15 protein-coding genes and 1 tRNA gene are annotated in these 19,756 nt (G+C 69.3%); 10 read left to right on the top strand and 6 right to left on the bottom strand.

The genetic code is table 11. From position 1 onward, the window contains the following. The first annotated feature begins 155 nt into the window (after positions 1-155). The 7 genes from xdhA (at position 156) to ACK3BB_RS08735 (ending at position 10,030) form a co-directional block, all read left to right on the top strand. Positions 156-1,517, top strand: coding sequence for a xanthine dehydrogenase small subunit (gene xdhA / locus ACK3BB_RS08765; RefSeq protein ID WP_428928342.1), 1,362 nt, complete (start codon positions 156-158; stop codon positions 1,515-1,517). Further along, entirely contained in the window at positions 1,514-3,856 is a 2,343-nt protein-coding gene (xdhB, locus tag ACK3BB_RS08760) for a xanthine dehydrogenase molybdopterin binding subunit (protein WP_428928341.1), read from the top strand. Before xdhA ends, xdhB begins: the two co-directional genes overlap by 4 nt. After that, a complete protein-coding gene (xdhC, locus tag ACK3BB_RS08755) occupies positions 3,846-4,982 on the top strand; it encodes a xanthine dehydrogenase accessory protein XdhC (RefSeq protein ID WP_428928340.1) in 1,137 nt (378 codons plus the stop codon). The genes xdhB and xdhC overlap by 11 nt, the downstream gene beginning before the upstream one ends. Then, positions 4,979-6,493, top strand: coding sequence for an ABC transporter ATP-binding protein (locus ACK3BB_RS08750; RefSeq protein ID WP_428928339.1), 1,515 nt, complete (start codon positions 4,979-4,981; stop codon positions 6,491-6,493). The genes xdhC and ACK3BB_RS08750 overlap by 4 nt, the downstream gene beginning before the upstream one ends. 255 nt (positions 6,494-6,748) lie before the next feature. Beyond that, positions 6,749-7,831 carry an ABC transporter permease gene (locus tag ACK3BB_RS08745; RefSeq protein WP_428928338.1) on the top strand — a complete coding sequence of 361 codons (1,083 nt, stop codon included), beginning with the start codon at positions 6,749-6,751 and terminating at the stop codon, positions 7,829-7,831. Positions 7,832-8,006: 175 nt separating this feature from the next. Then, a complete protein-coding gene (locus ACK3BB_RS08740) occupies positions 8,007-8,924 on the top strand; it encodes an ABC transporter permease (RefSeq protein ID WP_428928337.1) in 918 nt (305 codons plus the stop codon). Between the two features lie 38 nt (positions 8,925-8,962). Continuing rightward, positions 8,963-10,030 carry a BMP family ABC transporter substrate-binding protein gene (locus ACK3BB_RS08735; protein ID WP_428928336.1) on the top strand — a complete coding sequence of 356 codons (1,068 nt, stop codon included), beginning with the start codon at positions 8,963-8,965 and terminating at the stop codon, positions 10,028-10,030. 138 nt (positions 10,031-10,168) lie between these two features. Here ACK3BB_RS08735 and ACK3BB_RS08730 read toward each other — a convergent pair whose 3' ends face one another. Beyond that, positions 10,169-10,600, bottom strand: coding sequence for a CBS domain-containing protein (locus ACK3BB_RS08730; protein ID WP_428928335.1), 432 nt, complete (start codon positions 10,598-10,600; stop codon positions 10,169-10,171). A 148-nt stretch (positions 10,601-10,748) separates the two neighbouring features. Further along, positions 10,749-11,705 (bottom strand): SHOCT domain-containing protein, encoded by a 957-nt coding sequence (locus tag ACK3BB_RS08725; RefSeq protein WP_428928334.1) that lies wholly within the window; start codon positions 11,703-11,705, stop codon positions 10,749-10,751. A gap of 327 nt (positions 11,706-12,032) precedes the next feature. Between ACK3BB_RS08725 and ACK3BB_RS08720 the strand changes: the two genes are divergently transcribed. Continuing rightward, positions 12,033-12,686 carry a DUF938 domain-containing protein gene (locus ACK3BB_RS08720; protein WP_428928333.1) on the top strand — a complete coding sequence of 218 codons (654 nt, stop codon included), beginning with the start codon at positions 12,033-12,035 and terminating at the stop codon, positions 12,684-12,686. A gap of 300 nt (positions 12,687-12,986) precedes the next feature. Here the strand turns inward: ACK3BB_RS08720 and ACK3BB_RS08715 are convergent, their stop codons facing one another. From ACK3BB_RS08715 to ACK3BB_RS08705, 3 genes are all read right to left on the bottom strand, one after another. Then, on the bottom strand, positions 12,987-14,390 hold the full coding sequence (locus tag ACK3BB_RS08715) for an FAD-binding oxidoreductase (RefSeq protein WP_428928332.1): 1,404 nt from the start codon (positions 14,388-14,390) through the stop codon (positions 12,987-12,989). Positions 14,391-14,797: 407 nt separating this feature from the next. Continuing rightward, on the bottom strand, positions 14,798-16,546 hold the full coding sequence (gene ggt, locus ACK3BB_RS08710; RefSeq protein ID WP_428928703.1) for a gamma-glutamyltransferase: 1,749 nt from the start codon (positions 16,544-16,546) through the stop codon (positions 14,798-14,800). A gap of 273 nt (positions 16,547-16,819) precedes the next feature. Continuing rightward, the gene (locus ACK3BB_RS08705) at positions 16,820-17,806 is read right to left on the bottom strand and encodes a 2-hydroxyacid dehydrogenase (RefSeq protein WP_428928331.1); all 987 of its coding nucleotides are present in this window, start codon (positions 17,804-17,806) and stop codon (positions 16,820-16,822) included. A gap of 182 nt (positions 17,807-17,988) precedes the next feature. On the opposite strand from ACK3BB_RS08705, the gene ACK3BB_RS08700 reads away from it, so the two are divergent. Next, on the top strand, positions 17,989-18,474 hold the full coding sequence (locus ACK3BB_RS08700; protein ID WP_428928702.1) for an SH3 domain-containing protein: 486 nt from the start codon (positions 17,989-17,991) through the stop codon (positions 18,472-18,474). 220 nt (positions 18,475-18,694) lie between these two features. Beyond that, positions 18,695-18,769, top strand: a tRNA-Gln gene (locus ACK3BB_RS08695). Positions 18,770-18,788: 19 nt separating this feature from the next. Here ACK3BB_RS08695 and ACK3BB_RS08690 read toward each other — a convergent pair. Further along, entirely contained in the window at positions 18,789-19,679 is an 891-nt protein-coding gene (locus ACK3BB_RS08690; RefSeq protein ID WP_428928330.1) for a LysR family transcriptional regulator, read from the bottom strand. Between the last annotated feature and the right edge of the window lie 77 nt (positions 19,680-19,756).

Here is a 19,756-nt window from a genome sequence, read left to right as displayed (position 1 = left end):
ACCCAAAGACACAACTTGTCGCGCCAGCCTCTTGCCTAGGGCCGGCGTTGCCGCTTTTCTGTGCAGGATGACGGGCTGCGCCCCTGCTTTCCGCCGCATCGGGCGGGGGCGCGCGACAGGCCCCGGGACAAACAGACAGTGGCAGGCAGACGCCCATGAAGATCACGTTCCGTCTGAACGGCGAAACGGTCACGCTCGACAATGTTCCGGCCACCGGGACACTTCTTGACTGGCTCCGCGAGGAGCGGCGGCTGACCGGCACCAAGGAAGGCTGCAACGAAGGCGATTGCGGGGCCTGTTCGGTCATCGTGACCGATGCGGCGGGGGCGAAGGCGCTGAACGCCTGCATCCTGTTGCTGCCCCAACTTGACGGCAAGGCCGTGCGCACGGTCGAGGGGCTGGCCGGGCCGGATGGCGAATTGCACCCGGTCCAGGACGAGATGATCACCCATCACGGCAGCCAGTGCGGCTTTTGCACGCCGGGCTTCCTGGCTTCGATGGCCTGCGCCCATCTCAACGGCCAGCGCGATTTCGACGACCGGCTGGCGGGCAACCTGTGCCGCTGCACGGGCTATGCGCCCATCGTGCGGGCGGCCAAGGCGGCGGCCGACCGACCGGTGCCCGACTGGATGCGCGACACCCCGCCCCCGGCCGAGGGCACGTCGGAATACGCCCCGGCCAGCGCCGACGAGCTGGCCCGGATCTATCACGCCGAACCCCAGGCCACGCTGGTGGCCGGGGCGACCGACGTCGGGCTGTGGGTGACCAAGGGGCTGCGCGACATCGCCCCGGTGATCTTCCTGGGCCGCTGCGAGGATCTCAAGACGATCGACATCACCGAGACCGAGGTGCGCGCCGGGGCCATGGTCGACATGGAACGCTGGCGCGCGGCCATGGCCCCGCTGCACCCGTCCTATGCCGAGATGATCCGGCGGTATGGTTCGGTGCAGGTGCGCGGCGCGGCGACGCTGGGCGGCAACATCGCCAATGGCTCGCCCATCGGGGACAACCCGCCGGCCCTGATCGCCCTGGGCGCGACCCTGTGGCTGCGCAAGGGCGATGACCGGCGGTCCCTGCCGATCGAGGACTTCTTCCTCGACTACGGCCGCCAGGACCGCGAGCCCGGCGAATTCGTCGAGGCCGTGAGCTTTCCGCGCCAGGCCGACCGGCTGCGGGTCTACAAGCTGTCGAAACGGTTCGACCAGGACATCTCGGCCGTCTGCGGGGCGTTCAGCATCACCACCGACAAGGGCCAGGTGACCGGCGCGCGCATTGCCTTCGGCGGACTGGCCGGGGTGCCCCGGCGGGCCGGCCACACCGAGGCCGCCCTGCGCGACCGGCCCTGGACCGGCGAGACCATTGCCGCCGCGCGCGAGGCGCTGGCCCGCGATTTCAGCCCGATGGACGACATGCGCGCCTCGGCGGCCTATCGGCTGGATGCGGCCGGGGCGATGCTGGAACGCTACTGGGCCGAGGATGCCGGGCTGGCCACGTCGGTCCTGGAGGTGCGGGCATGAGCGTGGCCAAGCCCCTGCCCCACGACGCCGCCCGCCTGCACGTGACCGGCCAGGCGCGCTATGTCGACGACATCCCCCTGCCCGCCGGCGCGCTGCAACTGGCCTTCGGCCTGTCCGAGATCGCCCGCGGGCGGATCGCGGCGATGGATCTCGATGCCGTGCGCGCCGCGCCGGGCGTGGCCTGCGTGATGACGGCCGACGACCTGCCCTTTGCCAATGATGTCTCGCCTTCGGCCCATGACGAGCCGCTGCTCAGCGACGGCAGCGTGCATTACGTCGGCCAGCCGCTGTTCCTGGTGGCCGCGACCAGCCACCTGGCCGCGCGCAAGGCGGTGCGGCTGGCCCGGGTCGAGTATGTCGAGGACACGCCGATCCTGACGATCGAAGACGCCCTGGCCGCCGACAGCCGGTTCGAGGAAGGCCCCCGGGTCTATGGCCGGGGCGATGTCGACACGGCCCTGGCCGGCGCGCCGCGCAGGGTCGAAGGGCGGTTCGAGATCGGCGGCCAGGAACATTTCTACCTGGAAAGCCAGGCGGCCATGGCCCTGCCCCAGGAAGGCGGCGACATGATCGTCGGATCGTCGACCCAGCATCCGACCGAGATCCAGCACAAGGTGGCCGAGGCCCTGGGCGTGCCGATGCATGCCGTGCGGGTGGAAACCCGGCGCATGGGCGGCGGGTTCGGGGGCAAGGAAAGCCAGGGCAACGCGCTGGCCATCGCCTGCGCGGTGGTCGCCCGGGCCACCGGCCGGGCGGCGTCGATGCGCTATGATCGCGACGACGACATGGTGATCACCGGCAAGCGCCATGATTTCCGCATCGACTACCGGGCCGGTTTCGACGAGGACGGCCGGCTGCTGGCCGTGGATGTCACCCATTACACCCGCTGCGGCTGGGGCATGGACCTGTCGCTGCCGGTGGCCGACCGGGCGATGCTGCATGCCGACAATGCCTATTGGATCCCCGAGGTGCGCATCACCTCGCACCGGCTGAAGACCAACATGCAGAGCGCCACGGCCTTTCGCGGCTTTGGCGGGCCGCAGGGCATGATCGGCATGGAACGGATCATGGACCACGTGGCCCGCGACCTGGGCCTCGACCCGGTCGAGCTGCGCCGGCGCAATTACTACCCCGCCGCCGGCGAGGTGGCCAGCAATGCCCCCGGCGCGGGGGGCACGGGAACGGAACCGGCATCGGCCAGGGCCCGCACGCCCTATGGCCAGCTGGTCGAGGATTTCGAGCTGCACGAGATGACCGAGGCGCTGCTGGCCTCGTCGGATTATGCCGCGCGCAAGGAGGCCGTGGCGGCCTGGAACGCGACCAACCCGATCGTGAAGAAGGGCATCGGCTTTTCGCCGGTCAAGTTCGGCATTTCCTTCACGCTGACCCATCTCAACCAGGCCGGCGCGCTGGTGCATGTCTACCAGGACGGCTCGATCCACCTCAACCACGGTGGCACCGAGATGGGCCAGGGCCTGTTCCAGAAGGTCGCCCAGGTGGCGGCCAGCCGGTTCGGCGTGGGCATGGACGCGGTCAAGATCACCGCGACGGATACGGCCAAGGTGCCCAATACCTCGGCCACGGCGGCCTCGTCGGGCAGCGACCTGAACGGCATGGCGGTCAAGGCGGCCTGCGACACGATCCGCGACCGCATGGCGGCCTACCTGGCCCAGGTCTACCAGGCCGACGTGACGGATGTGCATTTTGCCGACGGCCACGTCACCGTGGGCACCGAGCGGATGAGTTTCGCCGAGGCCGCGGGCAAGGCCTATGCCGGGCGGGTCAGCCTGTCGTCGACGGGGTTCTACAAGACGCCCAAGGTCGACTGGGACCGCATCCGGGGCGATGGCCGGCCGTTTTTCTACTTTGCCTATGGGGCGGCGGTGACCGAGGTGGCCATCGACCGGCTGACCGGCGAGAACCGCATCCTGCGGGCCGACGTGCTGCATGATGCCGGGGCCTCGCTGAACCCGGCGCTGGATATCGGCCAGGTCGAAGGGGCCTATGTGCAGGGCGCCGGCTGGCTGACCACCGAAGAGCTGGTCTGGGACGACAAGGGCCGGCTGCGTACCCATGCGCCCTCGACCTACAAGATCCCGGCCTGTTCGGACCGGCCCGACGTGTTCAACGTGGCGCTCTGGGACGGGCGGAACCGGGAAGAGACGATCTATCGGTCCAAGGCCGTGGGCGAGCCGCCCTTCATGCTGGGCATCTCGGCCTGGCTGGCGCTCAGCGATGCGGTGGCATCCTGCGGCCGGGGCGGCTATCCCGGGCTGAACGCGCCGGCGACGGCCGAGGAGGTCTGGCGCGCGATCCGGGGGATGGAAGATGGGATTTGATGTCGAGGCGCTGCGCGCGGCCCTGGCCCACGGGCCGGTCAGCCGGGTTGTCGTGGCCGAGGTCCGGGGCTCGGCCCCGCGCGAGGTCGGCGCGGCGATGCTGGTCTGGGACGGCGGCCAGAGCGGCACGATCGGCGGCGGCACGCTGGAATTCGAGGCCGCGGCGGCAGCCCGGGCCGGGCGGCGCGGGCTGAGCCGGCAGGCGCTGGGGCCCGACCTGGGCCAGTGCTGCGGCGGGGCGGTGACCCTGCTGACCGAAGGCTTCACCCGCGACGACCTGGCCCGGCTGGATGCCGGCACGACCGATGTGCTGGCCCGGCCGGTGGGGGCGTTGGCGTCTTCGGCGCCAGGAGCGGCGGCTGGGATGTCGTCGGCAGAGGCTGCGGCGCGTTCGTCTTTGGCGCAGGCCGGGGCGTATTCGGCAGCAGCGGCAGCGGCGACTTCGGCAAAAACCCCGGCAGCGGTATCTTCGGGAGCGGCGGCTTCTTCGGTGTCGGCGGAAGCTTCGGGAACGGTCACGGCGGCGACCTTTGGGGCTGGCCCGGTGCCGCTGAGCGTCGAACGCATCCTGGCCCGGGCCAGGGACCGGGGTGAACGGCCGGCGGCCGGGCTGGTCGACGGCTGGATGGTCGAGCCGCTGGCCCGGGCGGTGCGGCCGCTGTGGATCTGGGGCGCGGGCCACGTGGGCCGGGCGCTGGTCGACGTGCTGGCTCCCCTGCCCGACCTGGCCATCACCTGGGTCGACACCGGGCCCGGGCGGTTCCCCGCCACCGTGCCCGACCGCGTGACGGTCCTGCCGGCCGCCACCCCGGCCGCGCTGGTACCCCATGCGCCGCAGGCCGCCGAACACCTGATCCTGACCTATTCCCACGCGCTGGACCTGGACCTGTGCCATGCCCTGCTGACCCATGGCTTTGCCTTTGCCGGGCTGATCGGGTCGCAGACCAAATGGGCGCGGTTCCGCTCCCGACTGGCCGGGCTGGGCCACGGCCCGGGCGAGATCGCCCGGATCACCTGCCCGATCGGCGACCCGGCCCTGGGCAAGCACCCCCATGCCATCGCCATCGGCGTGGCGGCGCGGCTCCTCGCGCCCTCGCAGGCGGCGCGTCGCGAGGCCATTGCATGACCCCACTCCTGAGCATCAGGGGCCTGACCAAGGCCTATCCCGGCGTCGTGGCCAACGACACCGTGTCCTTCGACATCGCCCCCGGCGAGGTCCATGCCCTGCTGGGCGAGAACGGCGCGGGGAAATCCACGCTGGTCAAGATGATCTACGGGCTGGTCAAGCCCGACAGCGGCGAGATGATCCTGCGCGGCACGCCCTATGCCCCGGCCGAACCGCGCGCCGCGCGGGCCGACGGCATTGCCATGGTGTTCCAGCATTTCTCGCTGTTCGACGCGCTGAACGTGGCCGAGAACATCGCCCTGGGCATGGAAAACCCGCCGCCCCTGCGCGACCTGGCCCGACGCATCCGCGAGGTCTCCGAAACCTATGGCCTGCCGCTCGATCCCGCGCGCATCGTCGGCGACCTGTCGGCCGGCGAGCGCCAGAGGGTCGAGATCATCCGCTGCCTGCTGCAGGACCCCAAGCTGCTGATCATGGACGAACCGACCAGCGTGCTGACCCCGCAGGAGGTCGACATCCTGTTCCAGACCCTGCGCAAGCTCAGCTCGGAAGGCACGGCCATCCTCTACATCTCGCACAAGCTGGAAGAGATCCGCACGCTTTGCGACAACGCCACGATCCTGCGGCTGGGCCGCAACGTCGGCACCTGCATCCCGCGCGAGACCACCGCCCGGGAGATGGCCGAGATGATGGTCGGCACCGCCCTGCAGACCCCGCAGCGGGCCGGGCGCGAACTGGGCGCCGTGGCGCTTGAGATCCGCGGGCTGTCGGCGGCCTCGCCGTCGGCCTTTGGCACGTCGCTCAAGGACCTGGGCCTGTCGGTGCGCAAAGGCGAGATCCTGGGCATCGGCGGGGTGGCCGGCAACGGCCAGGACGAATTGCTGGCCGTGCTCTCGGGCGAGATCCGCACCCGGGGCGATGCGGTCCGCCTGCATGACCGGCCCGTCGGCACGCTGGGCCCGGCCCGGCGGCGCGAGCTGGGCCTGCTGACCGCGCCCGAGGAACGGCTGGGCCATGCGGCGGCGCCCGACATGAGCCTGACCGAGAATGCCATGCTGACCGGCGCCCTGCGCGAAGGGCTGGTGACCCGGGGCTTCCTGAAATGGGGCGCGGCCCGCCAGTTTGCCGAGCGCATCATCCAGGCCTTCGACGTGCGCACCCCCGGCCCGGGCAATGCCGCCCGGTCGCTGTCGGGGGGCAACCTGCAGAAATTCGTCATCGGCCGCGAGGTCCTGCAAAAGCCCGAGGTGCTGGTGGTCAACCAGCCGACCTGGGGCGTCGATGCCGCCGCGGCGGCGGCGATCCGCCAGGCCCTGCTGGACCTGGCCGCCGGAGGCGCGGCGCTGGTGGTGATCAGCCAGGATCTCGACGAGCTGATGGAGATCGCCGACAATTTCGCCGCGCTGAACGAAGGCCGGCTGACCGCCCCGCGCCCGACATCCGGCCTGACGATCGACGAGATCGGTCTGATGATGGGCGGCGCGCATGGCATGGAGGTGGCGCATGTGTGAGGTCGGAGCGACGATTGAAACAGAGGCGCAGCCGGGTAGCCGCCGACCTGGAGGTCGCTTCGGTCCGGTGGGTCGGTTCGGGCGCTCAAAAGAGGCAATGTCGCGCGTGTTGCCAATGACATCGCCAAAGCGGCCTCCGGGGGGAGGTGTTCGGAGGGGGCGGATCGTCCACTGGACGATCCTGAACCCCACCTCACCGCTGACCGGCTGCGCCGGGCGGTGCGGTTGGACAGGGCAGCACGGAAAGACTGACGCATGATCAAGCTGGAAAAACGTCCCCAGCCGTCGGACCTGTGGTCGCTGGCCACGCCGGTCGTGGCGGTGCTGGCCACGATGGTCTTTGGCGGGCTGCTCTTCGCCCTGCTGGGCAAGAACCCGGCCGAGGCCATCCGCACCATCTTCTGGGATCCGCTCTTTGGCGAGTTCTCGTTCTACTACCGGCCGCAATTGCTGGTGAAGGGCGCGCCGCTGGTGCTGATCGCCATCGGCCTGTCGCTGGGCTTTCGCGCCGGCATCTGGAACATCGGGGCCGAGGGCCAGTACATCATGGGCGCCATCTGCGGCGCGGCGGTGGGGCTGGCCTTTTATCCCACCGAAAGCCTGCTGGTCTTTCCGCTGATGGTGCTGGGCGGGGCCTTTGGCGGCTGGGTCTGGGCGATGATCCCGGCCGTGCTCAAGGTCCGGTTCGGAACCAACGAGATCCTGGTGTCGCTGATGCTGGTCTACGTGGCCGAGCAATTCCTCGCCGCGGCCTCGCTGTCCTTTCTCAAGAACCCCGAGGGCTTTGGCTTTCCGGGCAGCCGCAACCTGCAGCAATACCCCTCGGCCCACAATGCCGAGCTGATCGCCGGGTCGGGCATGCATTGGGGCGTGGTCTTTGCCTTCATCGCCGTGATCTTTGCCTATGTGCTGCTCAACCGGCACATGCTGGGTTTCCAGATCCGCCTGACCGGCGAGGCCCCCCGGGCGGCGCGGTTCTCCGGGGTGAAACCGGCGCGGCTGGTGCTGTTCTGCCTGGGCATGTCGGGGGCGCTGGCCGGGCTGGCCGGGCTGTTCGAAGTGGCCGGGCCGGCCGGGCAGGTCACCATCGATTTCAACGTGGGCTACGGGTTCACGGCGATCATCGTAGCCTTCCTGGGCCGGCTGCACCCGGTCGGCATCCTGCTGGCCGGCGGGCTGATGGCCCTGACCTATATCGGCGGCGAGATCGCCCAGTCGAACCTGGGCCTGCCGGCGGCGGCGATCCAGGTCTTCCAGGGCATGCTGCTGTTCTTCCTGCTGGCCTTCGACCTGCTGACCAATTACCGCATCCGGTTCGCAAAGAGCGAGGTGGCGTGATGCGTCCGGTGTTGCATGCCCCCTGCCACCAGCCCCCCGCGCGCCGGGCCGCCCCGGATAGCGGCGATCGCCCTTCGATGCGCCATCGGGCCGGGCACGATGGCGACGGGTGGGCGCGGTCCGGGCCTGCCCTCCCGCATACCACAGCCCCTGTCTTCGCAAAGGGAGCCACCCCATGGACCTGAGCGCCATCAATCCCGTCCTGCTGATCGCCTCGCTCATGGTCGCGGCCACGCCCCTGCTGCTGGCCGCCATCGGCGAGTTGGTCGTCGAGAAGGCCGGCGTCCTGAACCTGGGCGTCGAGGGCATGATGATCACCGGCGCGATCTGCGGCTTTGCCATTTCGGTCGAGACCGGCTCGCCGGCCGTGGGCTTTGTCGCCGCGGCCATCGGCGGGGCGCTGCTGTCGGTGCTCTTTGCCGTGCTGACCCAGTTCGCCCTGGCCAACCAGGTGGCCTCGGGCCTGGCCCTGACGCTGTTCGGCCTGGGCCTGTCGGCCCTGATGGGCCAGTCCTACGTGGGCATCAAGCCGCCCGAGACAGGAGATGCCTTTGGCGCGCTCGGCGATCTGCCGGTGATCGGCCCGATCCTCTTTGGCCATGATGCCATGCTGTACGTCGGCATCCTGATCGTGGCCGGCACCTGGGCCGTGCTGAAATTCACCCGCGCCGGGCTGATCCTGCGCGCGGTGGGCGAAAACCACGATGCCGCCCATGCCCTGGGCTACAAGGTCAAGCGCATCCGCGTGCTGGCCATCCTCTTCGGCGGGGCCTGTGCCGGGCTGGGCGGGGCCTATATCAGCCTGATCCGCGTGCCCCAATGGACCGAAGGCATGACCGCCGGAATCGGCTGGATCGCCCTGGCCCTGGTCGTCTTTGCCAGCTGGAAACCCTGGCGCGTGCTGATCGGTGCCTACCTTTTCGGCGGCGTCACCGTGTTGCAGCTTAATCTGCAGGCGGCAGGTGTTGCGATACCCGTCGAATATCTTGCAATGTCGCCCTACCTGATCACGATCCTCGTGCTCGTGATCCTGTCGGCGGACAAGAGCAATGCTCCGGCCTCTCTGGGTCGGATCTTCCATGCCTCGAGCTGATGCCTCGGGGCCAAGAACCTGAAAACTAGGGGATAGATATGAAACGCACTTCTCTTCTGGCCGGTGTCGCCATGGCCCTGGGCCTGGCCGGTGCCGCGCTGGCCCAGACCAAGGTCGGCTTTGTCTACGTGGGCCCGGTGGGCGACGGCGGCTGGACCTATGAACACAACCAGGGCCGGCTGGCCGTGGAAGAGGCCTTTGGCGACGACGTCGAAACCGTCTATGTCGAGAACGTGGCCGAAGGCCCGGATGCCGAGCGGGTCATCACCCAGATGGCGCTTGGCGGGGCCGACCTGATCTTTACCACGTCCTTCGGCTACATGGACCCGACGATCAATGTCGCGGCCAAGTTCCCGGACGTGAAGTTCGAACATGCCACCGGCTACAAGACCGCGCCCAACGTCTCGACCTATTCGGCCCGCTTCTATGAAGGCCGCGCCGTGCAGGGCACGATCGCCGGCATGATGACCGAAAGCAACATCATCGGCTACATCGGGTCCTACCCGATCCCCGAGGTCATCCGGGGCATCAACGCGGCCTATATCCACGCCAAGAAGGTCAACCCCGACGTCGAGTTCAAGATCGTCTGGGCCTATACCTGGTTCGACCCGGCCAAGGAGGCCGACGCGGCCAAGGTGCTGATCGAACAGGGCGCGGACGTCGTGCTGCAGCACACCGATTCCACCGCCCCGCTGGCCGCGGCCAAGGCCGCCGGCAATGTCATCGGCTTCGGCCAGGCGTCGGACATGGGTGAATACAAGCCCGCCCCGCGCGTGTCGTCGATCATCGACAACTGGGCGCCCTATTACATCGCGCGCACAAAGGCCGTGATGGACGGCACCTGGGAAAGCACGATGACCTGGGATGGCATCGCCCCCGGCATGGTCGAGATCGGCGAGATCACCGACGCCGTGCCCGAGGACGTCAAGGCCGCCGCGCTGGAGGTCATGAACGGCATTGCCAACGGCCAGTATCATCCCTTCACCGGCCCGCTGAACAAGCAGGACGGCTCGCCCTGGCTGGCCGGCGGCGAAGTGGCCGATGACGGCACCCTGGCCGGCATGGATTTCTATGTCGAAGGCCTGACCGGCGAGATCCCGCAGTAAGCGCCGCCGCCGGGCCGGTCGCCCGGCCCCGTCATGTGAACGAGCAGAAGGCCCCGCCGGTTCGGCGGGGCCTTCTGTCGTCTGCCGGTCTGTCGCGCGGCGCCATCCCCATGCCCGCCGCGTCCCGCTCGGCCGACCTCAGACCGGGATGTCGCCGTCGGTGTATTCGCGGAAACGCTCGGCCATCATGCGGTAGGATGTCGGGATGTCGCGCAGCGAGATCATGCCCACGACCCGGCCGTCGTCATCCAGCACCGGCAGGTGGCGAAAGCCGCCGTCCTGCATCCGGGCCATGGCATCGGCCAGGCCGGCGCTGCGCCGGATGGTCACCGGGTCGCGGGTCATGATGTCTGACACGCGCATGCGGTCCAGGGCCCCGGGCTCGTGCAGGCATTGGCGGATGACGTCGCGCTCGCTCATGATGCCGGTCAGCGCCCCGCCATCCATGGCCGCCAGGGCGCCGACATTGTGGTCGTTGAGCAGCCCGCAGGCCGTGCGCACCGTGGCGTCCTGGCGCACCGACACCAGGCTGCGCCCGGCAATCAGCGCGTCTATGGTGCGAATGATCATGCCTTCCTCCATCCAATGACGGGTTCGAAAGGCCTCAATGTAACAGATATGTGACGCACACGTCAGGCGGGAATCCCTGACCGATCCGCAACCTCTGATCCGGGCGTCACGCTGTAGGATGGGTGCAAGCACCCATCCTACGGGCCGCTCAGAGGCGGGACAGAAGCTCGGTCTTCTTGGCCGAGAATTCCTCGTCGGACAGGATGCCCTTGTCACGCAGCGCGCCCAGCTTTTCCAGCGTGGCAAAGATGGCATCGCTGTCGCTGGACGGCACGGCGCCTGCGCCTGGCGCCGGGGCGGCAGGCGGCGTCATGGGCGTGACGGGATCGGGCTGCCAGCCGGCCTGCGGCGCCGGGCCGGGATCGACGGGCGGTTCGGGCTGGAACGGCTCGGGCGCCATTTCGGCCATGCCATCGGCCGCCGCCTCCATGGGCCCGGGCATCGGTGCGCCGCCATCGGCGGCCTGCACCACCGGCAGATCGGCCACGCGGACCATGCCGAACTGGCTGGTAAAGGTCAGCGACTGGTCGCCCGATTGCTGCTGGCCGAACCCGCCGATGTTATGCGCCCCGGTGTCATAGACCGTGACCTGCCCGTTCAGCAGGATGGCCAGCCGGCAGATCGCCGGGAAATAGGCATATTTCAGATCGTTCTGCGCGCCCTGCGATCCGGGCTGGCCCAGGTCCTGGGGCCACCACTGGCCGCTGCCCGGCCCGGGCACGAAGAGGCTCGACTGGCCGAAACCGCCGCCGCCCTGCATCTGCATCTGGCCGCCGCCCTGGCTCTGGCCCTGGAACGATCCGCCCTGGCCCTGCCAGGCGGCCGGCGGCTGAAAGACCCGCGCGCCACCCAGCGTGTTGGACAATTCGGCACACAGCCCGTCGACCCGGGCCTTGAGCCCGTTGTTGAACATGTCGCCGATCATGGTCATGCCGCCCAGCGACCATTGGCCCATGCCGCCCAGCTCCCAATGGTTGAACTGGGCCTGGCTGCCGCCGCCCTGGTCCAGGGCGACCAGCACATGGGTCACGGCATCGGGGCTGAACCCGTGGCGCGTGGCCACGTCGTTGACGATGGTCTGGCCTTCGGGGGTGAGATTGGTCATCGGGAAGCTCCCATCCAGTCTGATCGGGGTTGGCACCGCGCGATGGTCTGGCGATCGGCCGCTGGGTAACATGCGCCCGGCCCGACCGATAGGGGGAATCCCATCTGCACCGCCCGGCGTGTTTAAGCGGCCCGGCCTTCAGCCCTGAACCTGACCTGTTTCCCGCCCTGACCGTCCACCCCTTGCACAGCTTCGCCCCACCCTGCGGTCAAGAAACCGGCACCCGGCCAAGGTCGCCCTTCCACCACCGGCTCTCCCGTGCCACATCTGGGCCCATCCCCCGGCCGGCGCCCGCCGCCGGCCCGCCACCGACCGGATCGCATGCCCATGACCCAACGCCCCCTGCCCCCCTCGGCCAGCGTCGCCGAACCGCGCGAGGGCGACCGGCTCTTTGCCCCCTCGGCCGCCCGCAACGCCGGGCCGATCGCCGACCTGCTGGCCGATGTCGCCCCGCCTCGTGGCCGCGCGCTTGAAATCGCCAGCGGCACCGGCCAGCACGTCGTCACCTTTGCCGCCCGCCTGCCCGGCCTGACCTGGCAGCCCACCGAACCCGATGCCGCCCGCCGGGCGAGCATTGACGCCCATGCCCGCGACGCCGGCCACGCCAACATCCTGGCCGCCCGGCCGCTGGATGCCTGCACCCCCGGCTGGGCCGCCGCGCACGGCGGGCAGGATCTGATCGTGCTGTGCAACCTGCTGCACCTGGTGCCCATGGACGAGGCCCTGGCCCTGCTGGACGAGGTGCCCCTTGCCCTGGCCTCCGGCGGGCGGTTCGTCGTCTATGGGCCGTTCCGCCGCGCCGGCCGGCTGACCAGCGATGGTGATGCCCGGTTCGACGCCGAGCTGCGCGCGGCCGATCCGCGGATCGGATACAAGGAGATCGACGCCGTGCGCGACCGGCTGACCGCCGGCGGGCTGACCCTGGTCGAGACCCGCGAGATGCCCGCCAACAACCTGGCGCTGGTGGCCAAACGGCCCTGACACCCGGAAAATCGCGTGTTTCCAATTCCTTGACGGCAGATGTCGCACCCACGACACCCCGCGCCCGGCGGCTGCGATAAAAATTTCTGAAAAAGTTGCGATTTCGGCGCCGGAAACGGCCGGCCCGGGCGTTTCAGCTTGAGAATGATAGTGCGGGACCATGTCGATCCCCAGAGCCCGTGCACATTCTGTTCGCCTGCGGATCGTCACTCACGGAACGATTCGGGGGCAGGCGCGCTTCGGTCCTACCCCCGAAGCGCGCCCATCTCCCCTTGTCCTCCGACCCCGCCGGGTCACCGGTCAGTCGGGCAGCACCTTGCCCGGGTTCATGATGTTGTCGGGGTCCAGCGCGGCCTTGATCGCCTTCATGTAGGGCAGCGCCGCGCCGATCTCGGTGGTCAGGAAGGACTTCTTGCCCTGGCCGACCCCGTGTTCGCCCGTGCAGGTGCCATCCATCGAGATCGCCAGGTTGGCCAGCCAGTCGATATAGGCCTCGGCCTTTTCCAGCTGGACCGGATCGTCGCGGTCGATCAGCGGCGACATGTGGAAATTGCCGTCACCGACATGGCCCACGACGGGCGACAGGATGCCCAGCTCTTCGGCCTTGGCCGCAGCCCGGGTCACGCATTCGGCCAGCCGCGAGATCGGCACGCAGGCATCGGTGGCCACGGCCGTCGAGCCCGGGCGCAATTCCAGTGAGGCCCAGTAGAAATCGTGGCGGGCCTTCCACAGCCGGTTGCGCTCTTCGGTCGAGGTCGTCCATTCGAACCCCGAGCCCCCGACGTCTTCGGAGATCGCCCCGAAGCTTTCGGCCTGTTCGGCCACGCCAGCGTCCGAGCCATGGAATTCCAGAAGCAACAGCGGCTCTTCGTGCAGGTCCAGCTTGGAATGCAGGTTGACCGCCCGCACGGCCAGCCGGTCCATCAGCTCCATCCGGGCGACGGGGATGCCGTACTGGATGGTCATCATCGCCGCCTGGCAAGCCGCATCGAGCGAGGGAAAGGAACAGCGCGCGGCCGAGATCGCCTCGGGGATGCCCTGCAGGCGCAGGGTGATTTCGGTGATCAGGCCCAGCGTGCCCTCGGACCCGACCAGCAGCCGGGTCAGGTCGTAGCCGGCCGAGGTCTTCTTGGCCCGCTGGGCAGTACGGATGATCGTGCCGTCGGGCATGACGGCTTCCAGCGCCAGGATGTTGTCCTTCATCGTGCCGTAGCGCACGGCGTTGGTGCCCGAGGCCCGGGTCGCGGCCATGCCGCCCAGCGAGGCATTGGCACCGGGATCGATGGGAAAGAACAGGCCCTTGTCGCGCAGGTGCACGTTCAGGTCCTCTCGGGTCACGCCGGGCTGGACCACCACGTCGAGATCCTCGGGATGCACGGCCAGGATGCGGTTCATCCGGCTGAAATCGACGCTGATGCCCCCGGCCGGGGCGTTCACGTGGCCTTCCAGCGACGAGCCCACGCCGAAGGCGATGACCGGCACCTTGTGGGCGGCACAGATGCGCACGATCTCGGCCACCTCTTCGGTGGTCTCGGGAAAGGCCACGGCATCGGGCGGCTGGTTTTCCAGCCAGGTCGTGGTGTGGCCATGCTGTTCGCGGATCGACCGGCCGGTCTGCAGGCGGTCTTCGAAAAGCTGTTTGAGGCTGGCGACAGCGGTTGCGATCCCCGCCTCGTTGCGCGCGAGCGGCTCGGCACGTCCCATGGATATTCCCCTTGAAAAGTCGGGCGCACTCTGGACCGCCGCGCCGCCCGGGGCAAGAGCCCGGGAACGGCCTCCGCCCGCCGGTTTCACGCGCCCGGCCCCGGCCGGTCATTGGCCCGTGGGTCGCACCGGCCGACAGCGCATCGGCCGACGGCCCCGGCGCGATGCCGCCGCGCCGGGGAACAGTCCGGCCAGTCGCCCCGGTGCGATGGCTCCACGCCGGGATCAGCTCCAACTATTGCCCCGATGCGATTCCCACGCGCCGCGGATCGGTCACCCCCGTGATCCCGGTGCAGTGCGCTTGGGCGGCGGATCGGTGCCCGTTGCGCCCCTGGTGCAAGGGCCGCGCGCCACAGGTCGGCCCCGCCTGTTGCCCGCGACGCCGGCACGCCAGTCGACAACCCCGCCTATTGCCCCAGCGCGATGCCCTCGCGCCGCGGATCGGCCCCGCCTTTCAGCGTCTTGCCGATCTCGATCGCATGCAGGCCCGAGTTCAGCTCGCGCTGGTTGACCTCGTATCCCAGCGCCTCAAGCCCGGCGACCTGGCTGTCGGTCTCGACATCATAGGTGCCGAACCGGTTGACCGCATGGGGCATGGCCAGGGCCTGTTGCACGTCCAGCCCCCAATCGGCCCAGCCGATCACGGCCTGGGCCACGTAGCCGATGATCCGGCTGCCCCCGGGCGAGCCGATTGCCAGCACCGGCGCGCCGTCGCGCATCACGATGGTCGGCGCCATGGACGACCGGGGGCGCTTGCCCGGTTCGACCCGGTTGGCGATCGGCCGGCCGTCGGCATGGGTACGAAACGAGAAATCGGTCAGCTCGTTGTTCAGCAGGAACCCTCCGACCATCAGCCGCGACCCAAAGGCGTTTTCGATCGTCGTGGTCATCGACAGCACGTTGCCCTCGGCATCGACGATCGAGATATGCGAGGTCGAGGGGAATTCGATGGCCGTGTCATCGGCCCAGTTCAGCGCGTGGTCGTAGTCTGGCGTGCCCGGCGCCACCTCTTCCAGCGCCGTCTCGCCCTGCAGCAGCGCCGCCCGTTCGGCCAGGTAATCGGCGGCCAGCAGGCCCTTGACCGGCACCGGCACGTAATCGCTGTCGGCCATGTAGCGCCCGCGATCGGCGAAGGCCAGGCGCGAGGCATCACCGATCAGCCGCCAGGCCTGCGGATCCTGGGCCCCCAGGGCAGCCAGGTCGAACCCGTCGAGCAGGCCCAGGATCTGGCCGAGCGTCAGCGCGCCCGACGAGGGCGGGCCCATGCCGCAGACTTCGAAGGCCCGGTAGGGCTGGCAGACCGCCGGCCGTTCGACCACCTGGTAGAGCGCCAGGTCGGCCTGGCCCAGCACGCCGGGATTGCCCGGCGCCGTGGTCACCGCCTGCACGATCTGGCCGGCCAGCTTGCCCATGTAGAACGACCGCACCCCGTTGGCCGCCAGCAGGCGCAGGGTCAGGGCATAGGGCATGTTGGTCAGGGTGTCGCCGGCCGCGATGGGCTGGCCGTCGGGCAGGAAATAGGCCGCCGTGGCCGGAAAGCGCGCCAGCCGCTCGGCATCGCCGGCCACCAGCCCGGCCAGCCGGGGCGAGACCTCGAACCCGTCGGTGGCCAGGCGGATCGCATCGTCGAAGAGCTCGGGCCAGGGTAGACGGCCCCAGTGCTTGTAGGCGCGTTCCATCAGCGCCGGCGTGCCCGGCGTGCCGACCGACCGGCCGCCGACCACCGCGTCGTAGAATTTCAGCGGCGCACCGGCCTCGTCCTGGAACAGCGTCGGAGTGGCCCGCAGGGGCGCGGTTTCGCGCCCGTCCAGGGTGGTCAGCCGGCCTTCGGCGGCGTCCCAGTAGACCAGGAAGGCCCCGCCCCCCAGCCCCGAGGATTGCGGCTCGACCAGGCCCAGCACGGTCTGGACGGCGATCATCGCATCCACCGCGCTGCCCCCGCGTTCGAGGATGCGCGCGCCGGCGGCCACGGCCAGCGGGTTGGCCGCGGCCACCATCCAGTCATGGGCTTCGACGGGCCGGCCCTCGGCCTTGGCCCGCAGGGCGGCATCAATTGCCGCATCCTCGTGGCCAGCGGCCAGGGCCGTCGGGGCCTCGGGCGCCACCGCATCGGCGGCCTGCTGGGCGGCCAGCGGCCCGGCCAGGGCAAGAAGCATCAGCCGGGCAATCGCCCGGGTGACGGCGCGGGCCGGTCGCGGGGCCGCGACCGGGCCCGTGGATGAGGCCCCGAACGAGGCCAGGGCGGCGGACATGATCTTCAGGCGCATGGTGTGGGTCTCCCTCTCCTGGTCGCCACGCTACCCGAGCCCGGGCGCGATGCAAAACCCGGGCTGCGTCCATGGGACCAATCGGCAGGGTTTCCCCCGGCGATCACCACCGGGCGCCCGGAATTTTCGAAAATTCCGGTCCGTTTCCTGCGCAGGAAACGTCTACAGCATCGACGGCACGACCTGGTCGGGCGGCCGGTGGCCATCTTCGAAGGTCTTGATGTTGATGATCACCTTCTCGCCCATCTCGATCCGGCCTTCGACCGTTGCCGAGCCCATGTGCGGCAGCAGCACCACGTTGGGCAGCTCGCGCAGGCGCGGGTTGATGTCGGTGCCGAACTCGTAGACATCCAGCCCCGCCCCGGCGATCTCGCCGGCCCGCAGCATCCGTGTCAGGGCGTTTTCGTCGACGACCTCGCCGCGCGAGGTGTTCACCAGCACGGAATCGGGCTTCATCAGCTTGAGCCGGCGCGCATTCATCAGGTGAAAGGTCGAGGGCGTGGCCGGGGTGTGGATCGTCAGGATGTCCATCCGCGCCACCATCCGGTCCAGGCTTTCCCACCAGGTCACGTTCAGCTCGGCCTCGGTTTCCGGGCGCAGCCGGCCGCGGTCGTGGTAATGCACCTGCATGCCAAATGCCTGGGCCCGCCGGGCCACGGCCTGGCCGATGCGGCCCATGCCCAGGATGCCCAGCCGCCGCCCGGCGATTCGCCCGCCCAGGTAGGCCGTCGGCGCCCAGCCCGGCCATTCGCCCTTTTGCATCACCGCCAACCCTTCCGGGATCCGCCGGGTCACGGACAGGATCAGGGCCATGGTCATGTCGGCCGTGTCCTCTGTCAGCACATCAGGCGTGTTGGACACCAGGATGCCCCGCTGGCGCGCCGTGGCCACGTCGATGTTGTTCACCCCGGCCCCGTAATTGGCGATCAGCTTCAGCTGTTCGCCGGCCTGGCCGATCAGGGCCGCATCGATCTGGTCGGTGATCGTCGGCACCAAAACATCCGCCCGTTGCACCGCGGCGACCAGTTCGGTCCGGTCCATGGGCGTGTCATCCTCGCGCAGCTCGACGTCGAAGAGCTCGCTCATCCGTTTCTCGACCGCCTCCGGCAACCGTCGCGTCACGACAACACTCAGCCGATCTCTTGCCATACCTGCCTCCGCTTGCTTTCCATCCGTGCCCTTGCCGTGGCATGGTGAACCATGGCCAACGGGGCGCAAGACCCCGCGTGACCATTCGGAACCCTTATAGGGTGACGACCGGGCAGAAAAAACAGGCAAACGGACACACCAAGGTGGTACTCAGGGCATCGGGCAGGGCTCTTGTCTTTTCCATGGTCGCAACGGCCCTTCTGGCCGCGACCGCCGTGGCCTCCCAGCCGGCGGATACCCGCCGTGGGCCGGTCACCAACCTTCCGCTTCCACGCTACGTCTCGATGAAGGCCGCCGAGGGCAACGTGCGCCGCGGCCCGTCGCGGGCGCATCGCATCGACTGGGTGTTCAAGCGCCGGGGCATGCCGCTGATGATCACGGCGGAACATGGCCATTGGCGCCGGGTCCAGGACCGCGACGGCGCCGGCGGCTGGGTGCATTACGCGCTGATCTCGGGCGTGCGCACCGTGCTGATCCAGCAGGACATGGTCGAAGGCCACACCCGGCCCGACCCGACCGCGCCGGTGACGGCCATGTTCGAGACCGGCGTCGTGGCCAAGCTGGGCGATTGCGAACCCGACTGGTGCCGGATTTCGGCGGGCGGCTACAAGGGCTGGGTCCAGAAGACCGCCCTGTGGGGTGTCAGCCCCGACGAGCTGCGCGACTGATCCGCCCCTCCCCGGCATCCTAACGGCGTCGCTCCCCGGGGAGATCCATCCTGCTTTTCCCATGCCTTTCCCGCCCCTCCCCCGGCCAGACGGCCCGGCGGCATCACGGCCGGCCACGGCGCAGGCGCGGTTTCGAAGGTGCCGCATGGGAAATGGCAAAAAATCTCTCCATGGCCCTTGCGCTGCCCGATCAGTCAAAGTAATCAGCGCTCCACCACGTTGGGGTGTAGCCAAGCGGTAAGGCAGCGGTTTTTGGTACCGTGTACCGTAGGTTCGAATCCTACCACCCCAGCCACTTCTCTCAGACAGATCCATCACTCGGCTGCGACCTGCGCCCGGACCCAGTCGACGAATACGCCCGTGTCCTGCGATGGCATGGCATTGGTCGTCAGGAAATACGACGTGCCCAGGTCGACCGTGCCCCCGGGCCAGTGGCGCAGGGTGCCCGCCTGCACCGCCCGGCCGGTGATCGACCGCCAGCCCAGCATCAGCCCCCGCCCGTCATAGACCGCCTGCGCGGCCTGCACGTAATTGTCGAAATGCTGCCCCCCGGCCCGCCCCCGCGCCAGGCCGCGGGCCTGGAAATAGTCCGGCCAGCCGGCCCAATGCTGGTTGGCCGGGCTGCGCACGTGGATCAGCGGCACACTGTCCAGCCCCCGGCCCTCGGCCAGCAGCCGGTCGACCAGCGCCGGGGCGCCCACCGGGCAGATCTTTTCGTCGAACAGCTTCTCGGTACGCCCTTCGCGCCAGCCGCCCATGCCATAGCGCAGGGCCACGTCGATGCCCGGTGTCAGCACCGGCAGATCGGTCGCGGGGGCCTGCACGTTGACGGTGATCTGGGGATTGTCGGCATAGAAGGCCGGCAGGCGGGGCATCAGCCAGTAGGTCGCCATGCCCAGCGTGCAGGACACCGTGACCTGGCGTTCACCCTCGGCATGCAGGGCGCGGATGTCCTCCAGCGTGGCCGCGATCCGCCCCAGCCCCTCGCGCACCGCCCGCGACAGCAGCTCGCCGGCCTCGGTCAGCCGGGCCGGGCGCACCGACCGGTCGAGCAGAGCCGTGCCGACGTGGTCTTCGAGCAGGCGCAGGGCCTGGCTGACCGCCGGCTGGGTCACGTTCAGCCGGGCGGCGGCATCGCGCATCGATCCATGGCGCGAGACAGCTTCGAAGGTGACGAGCAGGCGCAGGGGCGGCAGGTGATCCATGGCATGACAACTTAAGCAGATGGTTATGCAAGGATCACACGAAACGATCTGTCTGGAAAGGCCCCGCCGTGGGATGC

The sequence above is a fragment of the Marinibacterium sp. SX1 genome (assembly GCF_050389775.1).
Lineage (GTDB): Bacteria > Pseudomonadota > Alphaproteobacteria > Rhodobacterales > Rhodobacteraceae > Marinibacterium.
Note: the sequence above shows the minus strand (reverse complement) of the source record. Positions and strands in the feature narration are given on the sequence as shown.

Bases quoted from the DNA above. Each gene is read 5' to 3' on its own strand.
- xdhA (WP_428928342.1), top strand. From the start codon at position 156: ATGAAGATCACGTTCCGTCTGAACGGCGAAACGGTCACGCTCGACAAT.
- xdhB (WP_428928341.1), top strand. From the start codon at position 1,514: ATGAGCGTGGCCAAGCCCCTGCCCCACGACGCCGCCCGCCTGCACGTG.
- xdhC (WP_428928340.1), top strand. From the start codon at position 3,846: ATGGGATTTGATGTCGAGGCGCTGCGCGCGGCCCTGGCCCACGGGCCG.
- ACK3BB_RS08750 (WP_428928339.1), top strand. From the start codon at position 4,979: ATGACCCCACTCCTGAGCATCAGGGGCCTGACCAAGGCCTATCCCGGC.
- ACK3BB_RS08745 (WP_428928338.1), top strand. From the start codon at position 6,749: ATGATCAAGCTGGAAAAACGTCCCCAGCCGTCGGACCTGTGGTCGCTG.
- ACK3BB_RS08740 (WP_428928337.1), top strand. From the start codon at position 8,007: ATGGACCTGAGCGCCATCAATCCCGTCCTGCTGATCGCCTCGCTCATG.
- ACK3BB_RS08735 (WP_428928336.1), top strand. From the start codon at position 8,963: ATGAAACGCACTTCTCTTCTGGCCGGTGTCGCCATGGCCCTGGGCCTG.
- ACK3BB_RS08730 (WP_428928335.1), bottom strand. From the start codon at position 10,600: ATGATCATTCGCACCATAGACGCGCTGATTGCCGGGCGCAGCCTGGTG.
- ACK3BB_RS08725 (WP_428928334.1), bottom strand. From the start codon at position 11,705: ATGACCAATCTCACCCCCGAAGGCCAGACCATCGTCAACGACGTGGCC.
- ACK3BB_RS08720 (WP_428928333.1), top strand. From the start codon at position 12,033: ATGACCCAACGCCCCCTGCCCCCCTCGGCCAGCGTCGCCGAACCGCGC.
- ACK3BB_RS08715 (WP_428928332.1), bottom strand. From the start codon at position 14,390: ATGGGACGTGCCGAGCCGCTCGCGCGCAACGAGGCGGGGATCGCAACC.
- ggt (WP_428928703.1), bottom strand. From the start codon at position 16,546: ATGCTTCTTGCCCTGGCCGGGCCGCTGGCCGCCCAGCAGGCCGCCGAT.
- ACK3BB_RS08705 (WP_428928331.1), bottom strand. From the start codon at position 17,806: ATGGCAAGAGATCGGCTGAGTGTTGTCGTGACGCGACGGTTGCCGGAG.
- ACK3BB_RS08700 (WP_428928702.1), top strand. From the start codon at position 17,989: ATGGTCGCAACGGCCCTTCTGGCCGCGACCGCCGTGGCCTCCCAGCCG.
- ACK3BB_RS08690 (WP_428928330.1), bottom strand. From the start codon at position 19,679: ATGGATCACCTGCCGCCCCTGCGCCTGCTCGTCACCTTCGAAGCTGTC.